General features: G+C 72.6%; 15 protein-coding genes, 1 pseudogene and 1 riboswitch. Of the genes and pseudogenes, 10 read left to right on the top strand and 6 right to left on the bottom strand.

All coding sequences use genetic code 11. The features are described 5' to 3' along the window. Positions 1–172: 172 nt before the first annotated feature. Positions 173–380: riboswitch (cobalamin riboswitch) on the bottom strand. A 138-nt stretch (positions 381–518) separates the two neighbouring features. Next, positions 519–1,385 carry an NAD-dependent protein deacetylase gene (locus WMF12_RS20610; RefSeq protein ID WP_437873226.1) on the top strand — a complete coding sequence of 289 codons (867 nt, stop codon included), beginning with the start codon at positions 519–521 and terminating at the stop codon, positions 1,383–1,385. Between the two features lie 34 nt (positions 1,386–1,419). Here the strand turns inward: WMF12_RS20610 and WMF12_RS20605 are convergent, their stop codons facing one another. Continuing rightward, complete coding sequence (locus WMF12_RS20605; protein ID WP_437873225.1) at positions 1,420–1,995, bottom strand: prolyl hydroxylase family protein; 576 nt, start codon at positions 1,993–1,995, stop codon at positions 1,420–1,422. A gap of 123 nt (positions 1,996–2,118) precedes the next feature. On the opposite strand from WMF12_RS20605, the gene WMF12_RS20600 reads away from it, so the two are divergent. Both WMF12_RS20600 and traA read left to right on the top strand, forming a co-directional pair. Next, positions 2,119–4,992, top strand: coding sequence for a helix-turn-helix domain-containing protein (locus tag WMF12_RS20600; RefSeq protein ID WP_437873224.1), 2,874 nt, complete (start codon positions 2,119–2,121; stop codon positions 4,990–4,992). A 196-nt stretch (positions 4,993–5,188) separates the two neighbouring features. Beyond that, positions 5,189–6,499: an outer membrane exchange protein TraA family protein gene (traA, locus tag WMF12_RS20595; RefSeq protein WP_437873223.1), complete on the top strand. Its 1,311-nt coding sequence runs from the start codon at positions 5,189–5,191 to the stop codon at positions 6,497–6,499. A 56-nt stretch (positions 6,500–6,555) separates the two neighbouring features. On the opposite strand, the gene WMF12_RS20590 is transcribed toward traA, so the two are convergent. Next, entirely contained in the window at positions 6,556–7,044 is a 489-nt protein-coding gene (locus WMF12_RS20590) for a type II toxin-antitoxin system RatA family toxin (protein ID WP_437873222.1), read from the bottom strand. Between the two features lie 49 nt (positions 7,045–7,093). On the opposite strand from WMF12_RS20590, the gene WMF12_RS20585 reads away from it, so the two are divergent. The 4 genes and pseudogenes from WMF12_RS20585 (at position 7,094) to WMF12_RS20570 (ending at position 12,094) form a co-directional block, all read left to right on the top strand. Continuing rightward, positions 7,094–7,687 (top strand): Uma2 family endonuclease, encoded by a 594-nt coding sequence (locus tag WMF12_RS20585; protein ID WP_437873221.1) that lies wholly within the window; start codon positions 7,094–7,096, stop codon positions 7,685–7,687. A 198-nt stretch (positions 7,688–7,885) separates the two neighbouring features. Continuing rightward, positions 7,886–8,004, top strand: a pseudogene (locus tag WMF12_RS20580) (serine hydrolase); the annotation flags it as partial. A 257-nt stretch (positions 8,005–8,261) separates the two neighbouring features. Then, complete coding sequence (locus tag WMF12_RS20575; protein ID WP_437873220.1) at positions 8,262–9,770, top strand: metallophosphoesterase; 1,509 nt, start codon at positions 8,262–8,264, stop codon at positions 9,768–9,770. 239 nt (positions 9,771–10,009) lie between these two features. Further along, positions 10,010–12,094 carry a hypothetical protein gene (locus WMF12_RS20570; protein ID WP_437873219.1) on the top strand — a complete coding sequence of 695 codons (2,085 nt, stop codon included), beginning with the start codon at positions 10,010–10,012 and terminating at the stop codon, positions 12,092–12,094. Positions 12,095–12,159: 65 nt separating this feature from the next. Here the strand turns inward: WMF12_RS20570 and WMF12_RS20565 are convergent, their stop codons facing one another. Both WMF12_RS20565 and WMF12_RS20560 read right to left on the bottom strand, forming a co-directional pair. Further along, positions 12,160–12,549, bottom strand: coding sequence for a response regulator (locus WMF12_RS20565; protein WP_437873218.1), 390 nt, complete (start codon positions 12,547–12,549; stop codon positions 12,160–12,162). Further along, the gene (locus tag WMF12_RS20560) at positions 12,546–15,422 is read right to left on the bottom strand and encodes an ATP-binding protein (protein WP_437873217.1); all 2,877 of its coding nucleotides are present in this window, start codon (positions 15,420–15,422) and stop codon (positions 12,546–12,548) included. Before WMF12_RS20560 ends, WMF12_RS20565 begins: the two co-directional genes overlap by 4 nt. A 134-nt stretch (positions 15,423–15,556) precedes the next feature. On the opposite strand from WMF12_RS20560, the gene WMF12_RS20555 reads away from it, so the two are divergent. From WMF12_RS20555 to WMF12_RS20545, 3 genes are read left to right on the top strand one after another with little or no spacing between them, the layout of a single operon-like run. Continuing rightward, entirely contained in the window at positions 15,557–15,679 is a 123-nt protein-coding gene (locus WMF12_RS20555; protein WP_437538562.1) for a hypothetical protein, read from the top strand. After that, positions 15,676–16,662, top strand: a complete 987-nt coding sequence (locus WMF12_RS20550) for a hypothetical protein (RefSeq protein WP_437873216.1) — start codon at positions 15,676–15,678, stop codon at positions 16,660–16,662. The genes WMF12_RS20555 and WMF12_RS20550 overlap by 4 nt, the downstream gene beginning before the upstream one ends. Continuing rightward, positions 16,659–18,482 carry an ArnT family glycosyltransferase gene (locus tag WMF12_RS20545; protein ID WP_437873215.1) on the top strand — a complete coding sequence of 608 codons (1,824 nt, stop codon included), beginning with the start codon at positions 16,659–16,661 and terminating at the stop codon, positions 18,480–18,482. Before WMF12_RS20550 ends, WMF12_RS20545 begins: the two co-directional genes overlap by 4 nt. 6 nt (positions 18,483–18,488) lie before the next feature. On the opposite strand, the gene WMF12_RS20540 is transcribed toward WMF12_RS20545, so the two are convergent. Next, complete coding sequence (locus WMF12_RS20540; RefSeq protein WP_437873214.1) at positions 18,489–19,952, bottom strand: hypothetical protein; 1,464 nt, start codon at positions 19,950–19,952, stop codon at positions 18,489–18,491. A gap of 64 nt (positions 19,953–20,016) precedes the next feature. After that, positions 20,017–20,232 (bottom strand): hypothetical protein, encoded by a 216-nt coding sequence (locus WMF12_RS20535; RefSeq protein ID WP_272099673.1) that lies wholly within the window; start codon positions 20,230–20,232, stop codon positions 20,017–20,019. Positions 20,233–20,312: the final 80 nt, after the last annotated feature.

The following is a 20,312-nucleotide window of genomic DNA, read 5'->3' as shown; positions in this document are numbered from 1 at the left end:
CGCGGGTGCGCCAGGCTCTCTGGAGGAGCCATCGGACCGACCGCTCGCCCCCGCGGGCGAAAGGAAGACAGCGCGGGAGGGGGTCGGAACCGGGACAAGCGCGAGAGTCTGCGCCAGCTCGGACCTACCCGCCTCCCTCGAGGCTTCCAGGTCAAACCGGCGCTGGATGTCTCTCCTGCGCAGGATGTTGGCAGGTCTTCGGGCTCACGAGCGCTCCGGCTCTCGCCGGATTCCTACGGTCCACCGCTTCCCAGCCCGAGGGCCAGTGCGCGTCGTGGAGATCGTTCTCGCTTACCGCTGCGGGGCAGCCCCGGATTCACACCGGGTTCCCTTTTGAGCCCCGGGCCGAAGCCCGAGGCACCAACATGGGCACTACATATGGTGGTGCAGTGAGTCGGTCAAGCGAGATGTTGTGGGGGAGCTCCTTTGCTCGGTTGCACGCTCGATTGCATGTTCAGTTGCATGGTTGCGTGGTCGACGCTGGCGGCGCGCGCCGTCGCGGGCCACAACCCGGGCATATGCCGCTCAGCGAAGCGCGTCCGGCCGATCCGCTCGACGACCTCGTCGCGCTCCTGCGCGGCAAGCGGATCGTGGCGCTCACGGGCGCGGGGTGCAGCACCGAATCCGGCATCCCGGATTATCGAGGGCCCGAGACGCGGCGCCGCGCGCGGAACCCGATCCAGGGGCGGGAGTTCTCCCGCTCGGCCGAGATCCGGCAGCGCTACTGGGCGCGCGCCGTGATCGGCTGGGAGCGGTTCTCCAGGGCCGAGCCGAACCCCGCCCACCGCGCCCTCGCGCGGCTCGAGCAGGCGGGGCAGCTCGATGGCCTCATCACGCAGAACGTCGACGGCCTCCACCAGGCCGCGGGCAGCCGTCGCGTCATCGAGCTGCACGGGACGCTCTCCGAGGTCGCCTGCCTCGCGTGCGGCGCGATGGAGCGGCGCGCCGCCCTCCAGGAGCGGCTCCTCGCGCAGAACCCCGGCTGGCTGCGCCTCGCGGCCGACGTCGCCCCCGACGGCGACGCCGACCTGCCCGCCGAGCATGTGGCGGGCTTCCGGGCGCCGCCGTGCCTCCGCTGCGATGGGCCGCTCAAGCCGCGCGTCGTCTTCTTCGGCGAGAACGTGGCCCGGCCGATCGTCGACGCGGCGTTCGCGCTCGTGGACGCGGCGGACGCGCTCCTCGTCGTCGGCTCGTCGCTGGCGGTCTTCTCGGGCTACCGCTTCGTGCTGCGCGCCGCGCAGCGAGGCACCCCGATCGCCATGATCAACCTCGGCTCCGCGCGCGGCGAGGAGCTCGGCGCGCTGAAGATCGAGGCCCGGGCCGGCGAGGTGCTGCCGCGCCTCGCCGAGGCGCTCGGCGCCGGCGCCACCGCGGCGCCCCGCTGAGGCGCCGAGCGCCGGCGCACGCGCGGCGCTGGCATCACCCGCGCCGGTACATCACGTCGCTGCGGAGGACGTACTTGCTCCCCCGTGTCACGGCGGCGCCGCGGTGGAGCCGGCGGTGCTCGAACAGGAGCGCCATCCCGCGCCGCGGGGCGATGCTCCGGCCGCCCCAGAAATCGGTCGTGCCGCCCTCGAAGTCGTCGTTCAGGTAGATCATCGCGGTGAACAGGCTCCGCTCGCCGCCGGATCGCACGAACGACCCGTCGCCGTGCCAGTTGAAATATTCGCCCTCGGTGTAGCGATAGTAGCGGAATCGCTCGTTCAGCCCGACGGCGCGGTGGAGGCCGAAGCTCGGCGGCGTCCAGGGCGCGAGCCGCTCCCAGAGGCTCGCGGCGAGGTCCGGATCGTCGATCATGACGCGGCCGTTCTTGCGCACCTCGAGGTTGATCACCTCGCTGCCCCCGATCGGCGCCTGCTCGAAGCCTCGCGCCTCGGCGAGCGCGATGAAGCCCTCGCACTCCTCGGGCGACAGGACGTTCGTCACCGTGAAGATGCGGAGATCGTCGGTGTAGTCGGTGCACTGGGCGGTCCGTTCGGCGTGCAAGGTGCTCATGCGTGAAGCGTGGGTCCAGGCGGACCGGATCCGGAAGGGCGGGATCCGGGCAGGACCGGGCAGGACCGGGCAGCGCGGTGGACAGGAGAGCGCCGCATCGCCGATGATCGCGCGCTCGCACCGATGGCACGGGTCTCCAGGGCGGGCCGCGGCGCGGAGCCCGCGGTCCGCTTCAACCACACGCTCCTCCAGCGGGCGCGGCTCGATCTCGACCTGACGCAGGAGCAGGTCGCCGCGTCGATCGGCGTCGACGTGCGGACCTACCGCCGCTACGAGTCGGGCGCCGTCAACGATCCGCGGCTCGGCTTCTCGGTCCGGAGCCCGTCCCGGCGGCGCATCATCGAGCGGCTCGGCGCCGAGCTCGGCCTCGCCGAGGCGGAGCTGCTCGTCGTCGAGGCCGAGGCCGAAGCCGCGCCGGCGGCGGATCCCGCCGCAGAGGAAGCGGGTGCGGCGAGCCAGGCCGCGGAGGCGCCCGCCGGGGCGAGGAGGGCGCTCGCGGGGGCGGGGGAGGCGCCCGACGAGGAGGCAGCGGAGAAGGCGCCGGCCGGCGCGCCCGCGCCGTCGCAGGGAGCCGCCCCGGCATGGCGCCCGCTGCACGCGCACACGCTCCAGCGAGCGCGGCACTTCGTCGGGCGCGCGGAGATCCTCGATCGGCTCGCCGCGTGGGCCGACGGCTCGCCGCCGCGCCCCCGGGTGATCGCGCTCCTCGGCGTCGGCGGGGCGGGCAAGACCGCGATCGCCGAGCGCTTCCTCCAGGGGCTCGGCGACGCCCCGCGGCCCGGCGGAGTGCTCGTCTGGAGCTTCTACGACGACCCCAGGACCGAGGCGTTCCTCGATCAGGCGGCGGCCTACTTCGCGCCGGGCGCGGGCGCCTCGGGCCCGGCGGCGCCGCGGCCTCAGGCGGCGCCCGGAGAGCAGCTCGCGCGGCTGAAGGAGGCGCTGGGGCAGGGACCGCCGCACCTGCTCGTGCTCGACGGGCTCGAGACCGTGCAGGCCGAGGGGGGCGCAGGGCGCGCGCACGGCGAGCTCCACGACGCGCTCCTCCGGCGGCTGCTCTGCGCGATCGCGTCCGGGCTCGGCGGCGCGCGGGCGCTCGTCACGTCGCGCTTCGAGCTCGCGGATCTGTCCGCCTGGGCCGAGGGCGGGCTCGCGACGATCCGGCCCGAGCCGCTCTGCGAGGGCGACGCTGCGTCGCTCCTGCGCCGCTGGGGCATCCGCGGCGACGACGGCGCCCTCGGCGCGCTGCTCGAGACGACGGGCGGCCACGCGCTGTCGGTCGCCGTCGTCGGCTCCTACGTGGGCGCGTTCCTCGGCGGCGACGCGGGGCGGCTCTCCGCGGCGCAGGCGGCGCACCTCGCCGAGGCCGAGCAGGACGACGTCCTCGCCCGCCGCCTGAGCTCGGTGCTGTCGGCCTACGCGCGCGCGCTGCCGCCGGGTGAGCGGGATCTGCTCGCGCGCCTCTCGGTGTTCCCCGGCGGCGCGGGCGAGGAGGCGCTGCTCCAGCTGGTCCGGGCCGGCGGCGAGATCGCGGGCGCCATGGTGGGGTGGGGCGCCGCGGAGCTCGCGCGCGGGCTCGCCCGGCTGGAGCGGCTGGGGCTCGTGTTCGCGGCGCGCCCGGGCGAGCGCTGCTACTCGACGCACCCCTTCGTGCGGCAGCACTTCAAGTCGCTGCTCGGCGTGCCGCCGGAGCGCGTCCACGCCGCGGGGAGCGCCGCGCCGCCGCCGCGCCTCGACGAGGCGCCGCGCCGGGCGCCGCGGGAACGCGAGGCGGTCGACGCGTACGAGGCCATCCTCACCGAGCTGCTCGGCGCCGGGCGGGCGGGCGAGGCGTACGACATCTACGCGCTCGCCCTCGGCGGCTTCGCGCACCTCGGGCTCAAGCTCGGCGACATGGCCCGCGGCGCCCGTATCCTGCGCGCGTTCGCCGGCGGCGACGACCCCCGCGGCATGCCGGCCTCGCTGCCCGCGCGGGTGCGCGCGTCGCTCGCGTACGACGCGGGGCTCTATGCGGGCGCGCTCGGGGATCTCGCGTTCGCCTGCGCCTGCTACGAGGCACACAACGAGATCGCCGGGGCGCTCGCCGACCCGGCGCCGATCGCGACCGGCCTGCGCACGCTGGCGTATACGGAGCGGCTGCGGGGCGACCTGACCGGCGCGCGCCGCCTGCTCGAGCGGTCGGCGGAGATCGCCGGCGGCGCCGCGGGGAGCGCACGCCGCGCCGCGGACCAGGGCCACGCCGTGCGCGCGCTGGCGCTGCTCGCCGCGGTGCTGCACGACCTCGGCGAGGTCGACGCGGCGGGCGAGCGCTTCGCGCGCCTGCGGGAGCTGGGCGACGCGCCGGTGGCGCGCCGCGCGCTCTGGGAGGCGGAGCACGCGCTAGCGCTCGGGCGCCGCGACGAGGCGCGCGAGGCCACGGAGCGGAACATCGCCGAGTGCAGGCGGAGGGGATGGGAGGGGCACGTCGCTCACGGCCACACGCTGCTCGGCCTCGCGCTGCTGGACGGAGGCGAGGGCGGCGACGTCGCGTCGGCCGAGGCGCACCTCGTCGAGGCGCGCCGCTGGGCTGCCGCGACGGGCGAGGTGGAGGTCGCGCTGCGGTGCCACGAGCTCGCGGCGCGGATCGCGCTCGCCGCTGGCCGGCTCGACGACGGCGCGCGGCAGGCGCTGGAGGGGCTGCATGTCGCGGAGGCGTGCGGGTTCGGCCCGTTCCGCGCCCGGCTCGCGCTCGTCGCCGCGCGGTGCGCGCTCGCGCGCGGCGCGGGGGCGGCGGCGTCCGCGACGGCGCTCGCCGACTCGTCGGTGGCGTGGGCGGGTGAGGACGCGTGGGCGAGGGCGGACGCGCTGCACTGGGCGGGCGTGGCGCGCGCGGCGGCGGCGCGCGGCGAGGAGCGCGCGCGAGGGCGGGAGCTGCTCGCCGAGGCGGCGGCGCTGCGGGCGCGCCTGCGCCACCCCGGGGCCGGAGCGTCGCGGGAGGCGCTCGCGCGGCTAGGCGGATGAGGGCGCGCCCCGCGCGCGCGCCGGCGACGAACGGAGCGCCGCGGGCGGACACTCCGCTGCTCGCTGTCGGGATCGTGCCCGCGAAGGGGATTTCTGGGCTCCGCGTTACGAGCGCGGGATAACGTGACGTGCCGTGAATCGCGGGTCGCATGCGAGCGGCCGCGTAGTTGCGCTGTTTTCCTTGCCAGGAGCGACCATGTTCCACCGACGTCCCAAGCTGACGATCTCTTTCGTGCTCGCCCTCTCCACGGCGCTGGGAGCACCGGGCGCCGCGAACGCCGAGCCAGTGATCATCGAAGGAGGTCCTGTAGCTCCGCTCCCCGCCGAGGCAGGTACGGGCCTGTGCGGCGCGCAAAGGCCATCGTCCGCGCCAGATGTCGACTTCTGGGTTCCGACGAGCGACAGGGCGGGCTTCATCGAGAAGATGAACACGTTCTTCGACGCGGGGCAGGAAGAACTCGTGAGCTCCGTGGTGCGCACACCGCTCGATCTCTCGAACAAGTACGACGCCGGGAGCGAGGCGAGCTTCGGCGATTTTCTGGACGCTGTCTCCGACTGCCCGGCAGGAGGGTGCGACTTCGTCGCGAACGAGCCCGACGTGGCGTTCGGCATGCGCCTGCGCGGGTACCTGGCCGTGCTGCCCGACCACATCGAGCAGCCTGTCCACTTTGGCATTTACGCCGACGACGCCGTGGCCCTCGTGATCTACGACTCGGCGCAGGCCGCCTATCCGGTGCTGGTGCAGCCACCCGCGCTCGGCGCACCCAGCTGGCGAATGACGAATACCGTCACGTTCGCCGAGGAGGGCCTGTACCCCGTCGAGATCCTCTATGCCGCGATCGCCGAGCATTCAGAGCTCGAGGTGTCGCTCCTGGTAGGCGAGTTCGAGGATTTTCAGCTCAAGGCCGGCGAGGCCGGCAGCACGAACCTCGCCGAGTCCGGCTTCACGCTCCTTGAGCCGGCGGCGTTCCATCGGAGCGTGGCGGGCGACGCCTCCGCGTCGGACGAGGACGCCTGTGCGCAGTGCGGCCGCGAGTTCATCGGCCAGAGCGGAAACACCGGCTGCGAGCCGGGCTCCTACTGCAACGACGCCGCGCTGTGTGCGCCGTGCGTCGTCGACGCCTTCTGCGGGCCTTCGTGCAACCCGTGCAGCGCGGCGGCGCCGCGCTGCGCCCTCGTGGAGGGGACGCCGGCGTGCGTCGCGTGCGTGGGCGACGCGGACTGCGATGACGGCGAGGTCTGCGACCTCGAGGCGCACGCCTGCGTGGTGCCGCCCGGCCCCGACGCGGGCGCCGGCGGGACCGGCGCGGGTGGGGGCGGCGGGGGCGGCGCGGGTGGGGGCAGCGGCGGCGCGGCGTCCGAGCCAGACGCGGAGGACGACGAGGGCGGCTGCGGGTGCCGGGTCGGCGGCGAGGGGCGGCAGGGCGGCGGGCTCGCCTTCGCGCTCGCTGGGCTCGGGCTCGCGCTCGCGGGCGCTCGTCGCCGGACGCGCGCGGCCTCGCGGTGAGCGGGTCCACGGAGCGCGGATCGCGCTGAGCTCCCGCGGCGCGGCCTTGCCGCGCGTCAGACGGCTGCCGGGCCGCGCCTCGGCAGCCGCTGAAGGATGTCCGTCGTCTCGGCGCTCTGCTTGAGCCCGGCGAGGCGCTGCTCGATGTCGCGCCTCAGCACGGCCGCCATCACCGGCTCCAGCACCGGGGCGAGGGCCTGCGGGCGCGCGGTGAAGTTGTAGCGGAACGTGACGCGGGTCTGCTGCGGCGATAGCGCCTTGAAGAGCCATGCGCCCGAGAACTGGCGGAAGATCCGCGGCCCCTCGACCATGGTGATGGCCACCTGCTCCGGCGGGTTCAGGGTGATGTAACGGGCCTCCATGGACAGCCCGTTCTTCGCCCGCACCCACACCCGCACGCCGACGGCGGGCTCGGTCGCGCCGTCGCGGTAGCGCATCTCGCGGAGGAACGGGTCCCACTCGAGCCGGAGAGCGTAGTCCTGGGACAGCGCGAAGAGCTCGTCGGAGGCGGCGTCGATCTCGGCGGTGCTCTGGATCGTGGGCATGGCGCCGAGGATAGGGTCGTGACGCGCTGGCGTGGCATACTGCCGGACCATGAACGAGCCGGCGCGCAAGATCGTCTGGACATACGCCGAGTATCTCGAGCAGGAGCGGGCGAGCCCGACGAAGCACGAGTTCTTGAACGGCGAGATCTTCGCGATGGCCGGCGGGACGCCGGAGCACGCGCGCCTGTGCCTGAGCGTCGGTGCCGAGCTTCGGGCGCAGCTCCGCGGGCGGCCCTGCGCGGTCTACTCCGCCGATCTGCGCGTCCGCGTGCAGGCGACCGGGCTCGCCACGTACCCTGACGTCAGCGTCGTCTGCGGGAGGCTCGAGCGCGATCTCGCGGACAACGACGCGGCGCTCAACCCGATCGCCCTGGTCGAGGTCCTCTCCGAGAGCTCGGAGGCCTACGACCGTGGGCAGAAGTTCGCGCACTACCGGCGGATCCCCTCGCTCCGGGAGTACGTGCTCGTCTCGCAGCACGAGCAGCGCATCGAGGTGTTTCACCGCAACGAGGACGACTCGTGGACGCTCCGGGAGGCCCGCGCTGGAGGGGGCGCGCATCTCGAGGCGATCGGGTGCGCTCTGTCGGTCGACGAGGTTTACCGAGACCCGTTCGCCCAGGTCGCGACGGAGGCAGAGGGGTGACTCCAGTATTCGTGATGAGCCTCGCCACATCGGCTGGATGAGCGGCTTGAGCGAGTGATTGCTCGACACCCCTACCGCGCCGCGTGCGGCCGAAAGCGCCCGTGCGACGCGGCACGGAACACCAACCCGGTCCTGACAGCCCCCCTCACGAACGGGAGTTGAGCGCGCCGAGGTGAGGGTGACGCAAGACGACCACCCGTCCTGCAGCTCGTCGGCGAGGGCGAGGTCGATCTACGCGCCGATCGAGACCCACCAGCCGGACCTCGTGCGCGCCGACGGCATCGACGGCCGCGAGATCACCGTGCGTCAGCTGCTGTACGGCGAAGCGGGCGCCGAGCAGGCGTACATGGACGTCCTCGATCTCGTCGATACCGCCCTGTGCGAGTGACGGCCCGGGGGCGCTCGCGCACGCCGAGCGGCGGCGAGCCGGCGGGCGAGTCGATGCCGGCCGAGCCGTCCGCTCGCCCGGCGCTCGCCCTCCTGCGAATCGTCGCGGCACGCGGCTTGCGACGCGCGCGGGGTGGGGGACGCGGCCGTCGCTCATGGCGAGATCGCTCCACCCTGGAGCAGGGCAATGGATGGCGCAGCCAGGGATATCTTCGTCATCAGCGATCTGCACATCGGTGACGGCGGCGCGCGCGACAACTTCGAGGCAGGCAAGAAGACGTCGCAGCTGCGTGCATTCCTCGACCACGTGGGCAGCGAGGGGGGCGAGCTCTTCATCCTCGGCGACCTCTTCGAGCTCTGGCAGATGAACCTCAGCCTCCTGTTCGTGAAGCGGCGGGCGCTCCTCGACCAGCTCGCCGCGCTGAGGCTCGTCTACGTGCCCGGCAACCATGACGTCGATCTCGTGCACTTCATCGAGACGGACCTCCTCAATCACCCCTTCTTCGCGTGCATGCGCGCGCCGTTCACCCGGGAGCTCGGCGGCAAGCGGTTCCACTTCTGCCACGGGCACGAGACCGATCCGTTCAACGCCGGGGACGAGCCCGGCTTCGGCCGCATGTTCTCCATCCTCGCCGGCGTCGCCGAGGACGAGAACGGCTCTCCTCTCCTCAAGGGCGGCGAGAGCGTGGAGGACGTCCTCGAGCGATTCGGCGACTCGATACTGACGATCTGGAAACGCACCCTGGCGACGATGAGCCAGCGCGTGACCGAGGGGGACCCGTCCCCCCGCGGGGCATTGACGCCGGCGCAGAACCCGGACCGGCTCGGCGAGCACGTGGTCGGGGTCCGCGCGGAGCTCGACACGGGCGCATACGACGTGGCTGTCCTCGGGCACACCCACAAGGCAGGCTCTATCGGTGACTGGTATTTCAACAGCGGTTCATGGGCCGGGCCTCTCAACTCGTTCCTTCGCATCTCTCCGGACGGACATGTCCGCTATCTGGAGTGGAAAGACGGTCGCGCCGTCGAGCGCGGGATGCCCCTCGTGCTCCCGGATGCGAAGCCCGATCGCGCACGTTCGGCGACGAAGAGCCCGGTCGCCGCGGCCCTCTCCGCCGCGAGGACGATCTTCCCGAAGCCGACGCGCCCGGAGCGCTCCCGATGGATCCTCATCGCGCAAGGCGCCCTCGCGCTCTCCGTGGGCGCCGGCGCACTGACGATCTCCGTCGGTCAGGGGTCCTCCGCGGGGTGGCGCCTGCTCGTCCTGGCCTTCGCTGCCTACGCGCTCGTCGATGGCGCCCTGTCGCTCGTCGGTGCGTTGCGGGAGCCGCCCATCCGACGCCTCCTCTCCCGCGTGCGCGGCGTGGCGAGCCTCCTTCTGGGCCTCGTCGTGCTTCGTCGCGGTCACGTGGTCGAGATGTTCGTGGTCCTCGTGGGGTTCTTTGCGTTCATCTCCGGCGCGCTGCGCGTCGCGGCGTCGATCGTGCTCAAGGGAATGGTGGAGTCGAGGTGGCTCTTCGTCGTGGGCGCTGGCTCGACGCTCGCCGGCCTCGTCCTGCTGCTCTTGCCCGCGTCGGCGGTGCCTCTCAAGTTCGTGCTGGCCGGCTATCTCTGTTACTACGGGGCAGGGGAGCTCCTGGCAGGCGTCTTCGGGCAGCGGCTGCCCAGGGCGGCGGGCGTCCGTCCCTCCGCATGAGGCCGCTCCCGCGCCGCCGGACAACGCTCCTTCCTACCTGCGCGTAGAAACACCCCCTCTCCGGGCGTCCTTGATCTACGCTCCTGCGCGTCTGGCAGTCCGGCGGCCGATCGCGCGGGGAGGCGTTCTCGCGGCGCGACCACGGCGCCGGGCGCTCTCGCGGCGCGCCTCCTCGCTCTCGCTGGCCTCCCGGCCGCCCCGCGCGCCTCGCAGGTCAAAGGCCCCTCGGAGCTGCAGCCATGAAGATCTCCCTCCCGATCCCGCCGTCCCGCCGCGCCCCGCTCGGCGCCCTCGCCGGGCTCGCCGCCCTCGCCGCGGGCGCCGCCTGCTCGGCTCCGCACCCCCCTCTGCCGGCCGAGCCGCCGCCGGCCGCGCCACCAGCGCCCACGCCCACCCAGGCCGCGCCCCAGGCCCCGCGCTTCGATCAGATCCCCCGGCTCGAGCTCAACCGCATCGCCGTCGAGCTCGATCTCCCGCTGTTCTGGATCGCCGACCGCAACGGCTCGGGCGCCGTCGACCCCGACGAGGTCTCCGCCCTCTGGCGCCACACCCCGGCGCCGACCTGGGTCGCCTCCGGGGCCTTCACCCCGGCGTTCACGTCGGCTTATGCCGCGATGACCCAGGTCAAGGCCGAGGGCCACCTGCGCGCTGGCCTCGACGAGGCCGAGGTGCGCCGCCGCGATGCCGTCCTCGCGGAGCTCGCGGCCGGCCGCCCCTCGCTCCTCCGGTCCGACTTCCGCGGCGCGCCCGCCGAGGATCGCGCCATCGTCGGCCACCTGCTCAAGGTGGCCGAGCTCATCGAGCAGATCCACGCGAAGCAGCTCGGCTCCGCCGGCATGGCCGACAAGATCCCGGCCGACGACCCCGCCAGCCGGGCGTTGTTCTGGCGCAACCAGGGGCCCTGGTGCCAGCAACCCAGGACGCGCGACGATCCGAGCTGCAGCGCGCTGCCGAGCAGGCCGCCCCGCGTCACCGGCGTCTATCCGGCGCGCCTCCAGCAGGACAAGAAGTTCTGCGCTGCGCTCGAGGCGCGCCCGGATCAGAAGGCGCTCCTCTCTCCCTTCACCGTGGTGGTCGAGGAGCGCGGCGCCCTCAAGGCCGTGCCTTACAGCGAGGCCTACAAGCCCGAGATGGAGGCGGTGAGCCGGGAGCTCAAGGCGGCGGCCGAGGCGATCCAGAGCCCGAGCGAGGCCGCCTTCAAGGCCTACCTGCTCGCGGCGTCGCAGGCGTTCCTCGACAACCGCTGGGAGGTCGCGGACGAGCCCTGGGCGAAGATGAACGCCGAGAACTCGGCGTGGTACCTGCGCGTGGGGCCGGACGAGACCTACTGGGAGCCGTGCAGCCGCAAGGCGGGCTTCCACGTGAGCTTCGCGCGGATCAACCAGGAGTCGCTGACCTGGCAGAAGAAGCTCGATCCGGTGAAGTCCGACATGGAGACGGCCTTCGCGAGCCTCGCGGGCGCGCCGTACAGGGCGCGCAGGGTCGCTTTCCACCTGCCCGACTTCATCGACGTCCTCATGAACGCCGGCGAGTCGCGCGCCGCGACCGGCGGGACGTCAGGGCAGAGCCTGCCGAACTGGGGGCCGGTCGCGACCGAAGGCCGCGGCCGCACCGTGGTCATGGTGAACCTCCTGCAGGACGACGACAGCCGCGCCGCGCTCCGGGAGGCCGCCGCCTCGCTCCTCTGCAAGACCACGATGGAGAGCGTCTCCCTCGAGCGCCCCGTGGCCGCGCTCGGGACGGTGCTGCACGAGGCGGCCCACAACCTGGGCCCGGCGCAGGGCTACAAGGTGCAGGGCAAGACCGACGACGAGCTCTTCGGCGGGCCGCTCGCCGTGATGCTCGAGGAGCTCAAGGCCCAGACGGGCGCGCTCTTCTTCACCAGCTGGCTCGCGCAGAAGGGCGTCCTCGACCCGGCGCTCGCCCGCATGTCCGAGGTGAGGGACGTGATCTGGGCGCTCGGGCAGGCGGGGCAGGGCATGTACACAGCGGGCGGCGAGCCGCGGCCGTATGGTCACCTCGCCGCGATCCAGCTCGGCAGCCTGCTCGACGCAGGAGCGATCGGTTTCCACCGCGGCGAGACCGCGGCGAACGGCGCGGACAAGGGGTGCTTCTCGATCCAGTCGGACAAGCTGCCCGCCGCGGCGGAGGCGCTCGCGAGGACGGTGCTCGGGATCAAGGCGCGCGGCGACAAGGCCGGCGCGCTGCGCCTCCGCGAGACGTACGTCGAGAAGGCCGGCGCCTGGAAGGCGCTCCGCGGCGTGATCGAGGAGCGCATGCAGCGCATGCCGCTCGGCAGCGTCGTCTACGCGATCGAGCTGTAGCGGGTCGTCCCCCTGGGCTCCGCGCTGGCATCCATGCCGCGCCGCGCGCTGCTTGCCGCGCGCGCTCAGCGGACCGCAGCCCTGACCAGCCGCAGCAGATCGTCGAGATCGACGGGCTTGCGGACGATCCAGAGCGCTCCCTCCTTCATGCAGCGCGCGGCGGCCGCGTCGGAAGCGTGCGCCGTCACCACGATGACCGGCAGGTTCGGGTGGAGCCGCTTCAGGGCGGCCAGGGTCTCATCGCCGCCCATGCCTGGCATCCGAAGGTCGGTGATCACCAGATCGAACGGCTCGCCCTTGACCTGCTCGACCGCCGCCTCGCCTGTCGCCGCGGTAGCGACGTCGTACCCCTCGAAGGACAGGACGGTATCCAGCGTCTCTCGGATCGCTGGCTCATCGTCGATCACCAGGACCCGCGGCCTGCTGCCCGGGCGCTCGCTCGGCTGGTCGTTCACGTCGTGTCCCCGTCGCGGCCTTGCGCGTGAGATGCGGGCAGCCACATGCGGATCGTCGTCCCCGCGCCGAGCTCGCTCTCGACGCGGATGTCGCCGCCGTTTTCCTGGATGAACCGATGCGTCAGCGAGAGCCCGAGGCCGGTCCCCTTTCCCGGCGGCTTGGTGGTGAAGAAGGGCTCGAACAGGCGGTCCAGGTGTTCGGGGCGGATACCACAGCCGGTGTCGTGCACCTCGATCTGCACGCCCTCGATGTCCCTGCAGGGGAGGGGGTGAGCCTCGACCTCGACGGTGCCGCCGCGCGGGGTCGCATCGATCGCATTGCCGATCACGTTGAGCAAGGCGGAGTCCAGCTGCGCCGGATTCACGAGCACGGTGGGCAGCGGCGCCGCGGTGGAGCTGTTCACCTTGAGGTGGACGGCGCGCTCGCGCGCCCGCGGCGTGGAGAGCTCGTACGCGCGGCGGAGCGCGGTGGACATGTCGCACGTCTCCCGGCCGATCGTCTTGCCGCGCGAGTAATCGAGCAGCGCTCGCGTGAGGTCTGAACAGCGGTGGGCCTGCTGCTCGATGGTGCGCAGGACCTTGAGCAGCAGGCGCTCATCGGGCATCCCGTGGCCGTCGCGCTGCCGCTTGAGGACGAGCTGGGCGTTCATCAGGATGATGGCGACCGGGTTGTTCAGCTCGTGCGACAGCCCCGCGACCAGGGTTCCGATCGCCGCCATCTTGCCGGCCTGGACGAGCTCTTCCTGCGTCTCCGAGAGCCTCTTCAGGGCCGTCGCGAGCTCGCTGTTCTTCGCCTCGAGCTCCTGGTAGGCGCGGTGCAGGCGCTCGGCCGCGCGGACCCGCGCCTTGAGCTCCAGCGGATCGAACGGCTTGACCAGGTAGTCATCGGCGCCGACCTCCAGCCCCCCCACCGTCTCGGCGCGGCTCGCCCTGGCCGTCAGGAGGATGATCGGGATAGAGCGGAGGTCGGGCTCCTGCTTGAGCTGCCGGACCAGCTCGAAGCCGTCCATTTCCGGCATCATCACGTCCGATACGATGACGTCGGGCCGGCTCGCGTTGACCGCTTCGAGCGCCTCGCGGCCGTTGGTCGCCAGCGCGATCTCGTACTCGGCCAGCAAGATGTCCTCGATGTAGGACCGCATGTCCGGGTTGTCTTCCACCACGAGCAGGCGCGGCGCGGGCTCGGTCCGCCGCACCCCGGCGCCGCTCGCGCCCGTGGCGCGCAGCTCGGGCTGGGCGAAATCGCCCGCGCCGGCGCGTGTTTCATTCGCGCTCGTCCGCACCGGCGGGCCAGGGGGCGGCGGCGCGATCCGAGGGGCCGCAGCGCGCGGCAGCCGCACGAAGAAGCGAGAGCCAGCGCCGCGCTCGCTCTCCACGCCGAGGGTGCCGCCCATCAGCTCCGTGAGCTCTTTGACCAGCGACAGCCCGATCCCGGTCCCTTCGTGCTTGCGCGTCATCGACGCGTCGATCTGCTGAAACCTCTGGAACAAGAGGTGCATCTTGTCCGACGGGATGCCCGGACCGGTGTCCTCGACGCAGAGCTCGAATACGCCGTCGCGCGGCCGCAACCCGACCGCGATCCGACCCCCCGGCGGGGTGAACTTGAGCGCGTTGCCCAGCAGGTTGAGCGCGATCTTCTCGAATTTGCGCCGATCGAGGGGGACCGTGTCCAGCGCGGGGTCGACCTGGAGCGCGAGCTGCAGGCGGCCCCGCTCCGCCGCTGGCCGAGCTTCTTCCACCAGGTCGGCGACGAGCGTCGTCACGTCGACCGCCTCCCAATCGAGCACCATCTTGCCGGCCTCGATCTTCTGGTAGTCGAGCACGTCGTCGACAAGCCGGTGCAGCCGCCGCCCGCTGCGCTGAATGCGCTCCAGGTGCGTCCGCACCTTCGGCGACAGCGGCTCGTCCGGGCTCGACAGCAGCGACTCGAGCGGCCCGAGGATCAGCGACAGCGGCGTCCGCAGCTCGTGGCTCATCATCGTGAGGAACTCTCCCTTGGCGCGGGCAGCGGCGTCCGCGGCCTCCTTGGCCTTGTGCAGGTCGAGCTCCATCTGCTTGCGCTCGGTGATGTCGGCGTAGATCCCGAGCAGCCCCGTCACCTCGCCGCTCTCGTCGCGGATGGGCACCTTGCTGGTGAGCAGGACCCGCCGCTGGCCGTCCGGGCGGAGCAGGGGCTCCTCGATGTCGAGCATCGGGACGCCTCGCTCCATGACCTCGCGGTCGATCTTCACGAAAGCGGCCGCGTCCTCCCCCATGCCCCAGACGTCGAAATCGGTCTTGCCCACCAGGTTCTCCAGGACCCTTGTGTGGGTGTCGTTGAGGAAGTTCTGGTTTCCTCCGAGAAACCGGCCCTGGCGATCTTTCCAGAAGATGGCGTGTGGGACATTGGCGATGACGTATTTCAGCACCGCTTGCTGCTGGTCGAGCGCGTCCAGCGCCCGCTGTCGTGCGGTGATATCGATGCACGTGGCGAGGGCGCCAGTGACCTTGCCGGCCGGGTCCCGCAGCGGGATGTAGCGAGCCTCCAACCAGCCTTCCGGCATCTGCCCGACGGTCGTCACCGCTCGTCCCTCGAGGGCATGGCGCGCGTTCTCGGTGACGCACGGGTAGGCGGCGAACACGTGGAACACGGAGCGGCCCACGCGCTCGCCAGGCTTCAGCCCCAGGGCTTCGAGCCCGCGCCCCTCGAAGAGGGTGATGATCCCGCGCTCGTCGAAGGAGAAGAGCGCGAGCGGCGCATGGGTGAGCACAGTGCGCAGTCGCGCCTGGACATCCACCGGCGTCGGGGCTCGGGAGTTCGATCCACGGGCGGCGCGCGTGCGGGGGAGGTCGACATGGCCGACCTCGGCGGGCTGGCGGGAACGGTACGACATGGTTTTGTGGGGTAACCAACATAATGCCGGCGCCAGGAACGTTTAAGCTCCACACCGCCAGAAAACCGGCCGCGGGGCAGGAGCCATCCGTCGCATTTCCTCCACGATTTCCATCGTGTAGGGCTACCGACGTGATGGACCTCATCCGCCGCGCCGCGCTCGCACCGTCGTGCTACAGGCCCGAGCCGGTGATCGCCGTCTCCGCGCTGCTCTTGCCGGCGGCACGCGCCGATCGGCTCGCCCGGAGGACGGCGTGACCTCGGCGCAGCTCCATGAGACGGCCTCGCCCGCGGGCGAAGCGGCGAGCGCGCGCGGCCGGCGCCGCGCCCTCGGCCTGCTCGCCCTCCTCGGCCTGCCGGCGCTCGGCCTCGGAGAGCTCGTGGCGCACGTGTACTTCAGCGAAAGCGCTCCAGATTTCGACGCCTGGCGCGAGGTGGGGGCGCCCCTCGCGGCGATGAAGCAGCCGGGGGACCTCGTGGTCGTCGCGCCTGGATGGGCCGATCCGGCCGCGCGCCGCGCGCTCGGGGACGAGCTGATGCCCTTGCGCGACGCCGCCCGGCCCGACGAGAGCCGCTACGCGGCCGCGGTCGAGATCAGCGTCCTCGGCCAGCGCGCCGAGGAGCTCGCGGGCTTTCGCGAGGAGGCGCGGCAGGAGCGCGGCCCCTTCGTGCTCCGGCGCCTCGTGAACCCGTCGCCCGCGCGCGTCGTCTACGACTTCGTCGACAACGTCGCGCCGGCGTCGGCCGACGTGCGCGTCACGGATCCTCCGGCCGCGTGCCGCTGGAACCCGCGCGCGCGGATCGCCGCCGGCGGGCTCGGCGGGAACCCGACGTTCCCCGCCGAGCGCTTCGAGTGCCCCGGCGGCCCGTTCTTCAACGTGGGCGTCACGGTGATCGCGGACGAGGAGTTCCGCCCTCGCCGGTGCATCTGGTCCCACCCGCCGAGGGACGGCGAGATCGTCACGCGCTTCCGCGGCGTCCCGCTCGGCTCGGTGATCCGAGGGCACGCGGGCATGTACTGGATCATCGAGCGGGAGCGGCGGGGCGCGCCGGTCACGCTGTCCGTGCGCGTGAACGGCGAGACCGTGGGCGAGGCGACGCACGCCGACGGCGACGGGTGGGCGGCGTTCGAGTTCCCGCTCGCCGCCCACGCGGGCGCGGCCGAGGCGGAGGTGGAGTTCGCCGTGAGATCCGCCGACTATACGCACCGCCACTACTGCTTCGAGGCGGACACCCGATGAAGCGCTCGGCGCCACTCGCGCCCGCCGACGGCCTGATCGCGCTCGCGTTCGCGGCGGCGTACGTCGCCCTGCTGCTCGCGACCGCGGGTGATCTCGGCTACGCGCGCGACGAGGGCTTCTACTTCTTCGCCGCGAACCGCTACGGCGCGTGGTTCCAGGCGCTCCTCGAGGCGCCGCGCGCGGCGCTCGATCCGCGGAGCGTCGACGCCGCCTGGTCGGTGAACCACGAGCACCCCGGCCTCATCAAGTCGCTCTTCGCGCTCTCCAACCTCGTCCTGCAGAAGCGGCTCGGGCTCTTCGCCATGGAGGGCACGAGCTACAGGTTCCCCGCGATGGTCCTGTCGGGCCTGGGGGTGGCGCTCGTGTACCTCTGGGGCACACAGGCGCGCGATCGGCTCGCCGGCGCGGCCGCGGCCGCGCTCTTCGCGATGCTGCCGCGGTACTTCTACCAGGCGCACCTCGCGTGCTTCGACGCGCCGATCGTGACCGTGTGGGCCCTGTGCGCCTACGCCTACTGGCGCTCGCTGCGGGACGGCGGGGCGCTGTGGCCCGTGCTCACCGGGGTCGCCTTCGGCCTCGCGCTCGACACGAAGCACAACTCCTGGTTCTTGCCGATCGTCTGCGTCTCGCACGCCGTCGGCATGGAGCTCAGGGACCGGATCGTCGCGCGCGCGATCGCGGCGAGGGCGGCGCCCGCGGCCGCCGCCGCGGCGTCGCCTGCGCGGCCCGGAGGCGCCCGGCGACCTCTGGCCGCGCTCGCCGCGATGGCGACGATCGGCCCTCTCGTCTTCTACGCGCTCTGGCCGTGGATCTGGCGCGACACGCTCCCGCGCCTCCGCGAGTACGCGTCGTTTCACCTGAACCACGAGTACTACAACATGGAGTTCCTCGGCCGGAACTACTGGACGCCTCCGATGCCGAGGGCCTACGCGCCCGTGATGACGGCGGCGACGGTCCCCGTCGTGACGCTGGGCCTCTTCGCCGCGGGGCTCTGCGCGGCAGCGCGCGAGCGCCTCCTCTATCCGCTCGCGTGCGCGGCGGCGCGGCTCGCCCCGGAAGGCGGGAGGCTCGCGCTCGCCGCGGAGCGGGCGCTCGCCGCGCGGCTCCGCCCGCCCGCGGACGATCCTGGCGGCACGGCGCTCCTCTGGTTCCTCGCCATCGCCGCGGTGTACGGCGCCTGGCTCTCCCCGAGCACGCCGATCTTCGGCGGCACGAAGCACTGGATGACGGCCTACCCGTTCATCGCCCTGTTCGCCGGCGCCGCGTTCTCCGCCGCCGTGCGGCGCGCGCGCGTCGGTCTACGCGCGCTGCTGCTTTCCCGGCGCGCGCGCGGATCCCGCGCGCGGACCAGCTTCGCCGCGCGCGGCCCGCTGGTCCCGGCGCTGCTCGGGGCGGCGGTGGTCGCGGCGCCCATCGCCGAGACGCTGCACGCGCACCCGTGGGCGCTCTCGAGCTACACGCCGCTGGTCGGCGGCGCGCCCGGCGCGGCGAACCTCGGGCTGAACCGCACGTTCTGGGGGTACACCACGGGCGCGGTCGTCGCGTACCTCAACGAGCACGTCCCACCCCGAGGGACGGTGTACATCCACGACACCGCTGGCCCGGCGTGGGAGATGTTGCTGCGCGACGGGCGCCTGCGAGAGGACATCCGTGGCGTGGGGGCGGTCGCGGGCGCGGACTTCGCCCTCTACCACCACGAGAAGCACATGCTGGGGCAGGCGTACCAGGCGTGGGTCGCGTTCGGGACCACGAGCCCGGATCACATCGCCGGACCCGATGGCGTGCCCGTGATCCTGGTCTACCGCAACCGCGCCCGCTGAGCGCGATCAGCGCTTCTTCGCCGCCGCCTTCTTGGCGGGTGCCTTCGCCGCCTTCTTGGCGGGCGCCTTCGCCGCCTTCTTGGCGGGCGCCTTCGCCGCCTTCTTCACGGAGGCCGGCGCCGCGGCCTTCCCGGTCGCCGCCTTCTCCGCCGGCGCGCTCGCCTTCTTGGTCGCGGCCGCCGGCTTCTTCGCCGGCTCCTTCTTCGCGCCTCGGACCGCCACGGCCCTGGGCTTGCTCGCCGCGGGCTGCTCCGTCGCCGGCTCGGCCGGCTTGCGGGGCTTCTCCCGCGGAGCGGCCTTCTTGGAGGGCGCCTCCTCCTCGTCGAGGTCCTCGTCCTCGTCGTCGAGGTCTTCTTCCTCCTCGTCGTCGAGGTCTTCTTCCTCCTCGTCGTCGAGGTCTTCTCCCTCCTCGTCGAGCGCCTCGCTCTCGTCCTCGTCGTCGAGGTCTTCGTCCTCGCTCTCGTCGTCGAGGTCTTCGCTCTCTTCCTCCACCGCCACCGGAGCAGGCTCGCGGCGTCGCGACGGCGGGGCGTCGTTGCGCAGGGGAGCGGCGGCCGGCTTCCGGGCAACGTCGAGCTCGTCGAGCGGGTCGCCGAGCACCACCGCTATCTCACGCTTGAAGTCGGTCATGTGACTGTCGACCTCGAGCGCATCCTGCTCGGACAGCGGCGTGAGCTTGAGCTTGAGGACCCGATCGCCCGCGAGCTCCCACGACGCGGCACAGCCGCCCTCGCGCAGCATCCTCGAGGCGATGGAGTCGATCCGCTGGCGCAGACCGCCGCGCGCCCCGGCCTCGATCTTGCGCTGCAGCTCGAAGCGGCGCTCCATCACCGGGAGCGTCACCACCTTCGCCTCGACGAGATCGGAGAGCTCGTCGGCCACCGCCTCCTCGATCTCGAGCCGCGCGTCGGGGTCGCTGCTCTCGAGCGAGAATGTCGCCTCGCGGAGCTCGGGATCGTAGCCCGTCAGCTTGCCGCCGGCGCTCTGGGCCGCGCGCGTCAGCGACTCGCGCAGCACCTGCGCCGGCGCGCGCTTGCCGACCGTCGAGGCGACGTACCCGAGCGTGTCCAGGCGCACGTGCACAGGGCCGTCGTCCTCGAGGCCGAGCTCGGGACGCGGCCCGAGCAGCGCGTCGCGCATCACGCGGAAGACATCCCGCTTGATCACGTTGTCCTCGGTGAAGATGTCCTCGACGTGCTCGGACTCCATCAACGTGCTCGTGAGGCTCGCCACGAGCTCCTCGACCTGGTCGTCGATCTCGTCGGTGCCGAACGTGGTCGTGGGCTCTCCGTCGACGAGGGCCCACGGCTCGAGCCGGGGCGTGATGGCCGCGATGTCCGCAGCCATCTTGTCCTCCAGCTCGCGCGCGAGCGCCGTCGCGCCGCCCCTGGCCACGAGGATGTGCCCGTGCGCCTTCAACGCGTCAACGATGCTCGTGGAAAGTCGGCGGGAGAGATTGCGCTCGTTCACGAGGCGCGCAGCTTACACGGTTTGCGCGGCCTGGCGATATTTGAAGACCGCGGATCGGCCGTGCTCAGGGGTCGTTCTCGATCACCTTGATCAGCACGCCGCCGATGCGCTCCGGGATGACCGCGCGCGCCGCGTCGGCTCCTCCGGACCGGATGCTGACGCGGACGATGAAGCCCACCCCGTCCTCCCGCTCGACCCCGATGCCGACACACCACGGCTCGCCGCTGATCTTGGCCTTGAGCTCGTCCTTGGCCCGCCGGGCCGATCCCACGTCGCTCATCTCGTTCACCTCTCCTGAATTGGAGCGCGTTGCAGCAACCTCTCGCGCTCACTCGCTGGTTCCGACCGCCAAGACCTGCC

It is taken from the genome of Sorangium sp. So ce363 (assembly GCF_051520435.1).
GTDB classification, from domain to species: domain Bacteria; phylum Myxococcota_A; class Polyangia; order Polyangiales; family Polyangiaceae; genus Sorangium; species Sorangium cellulosum_B.
This window is presented reverse-complemented; position numbering and strand designations above follow the sequence as displayed.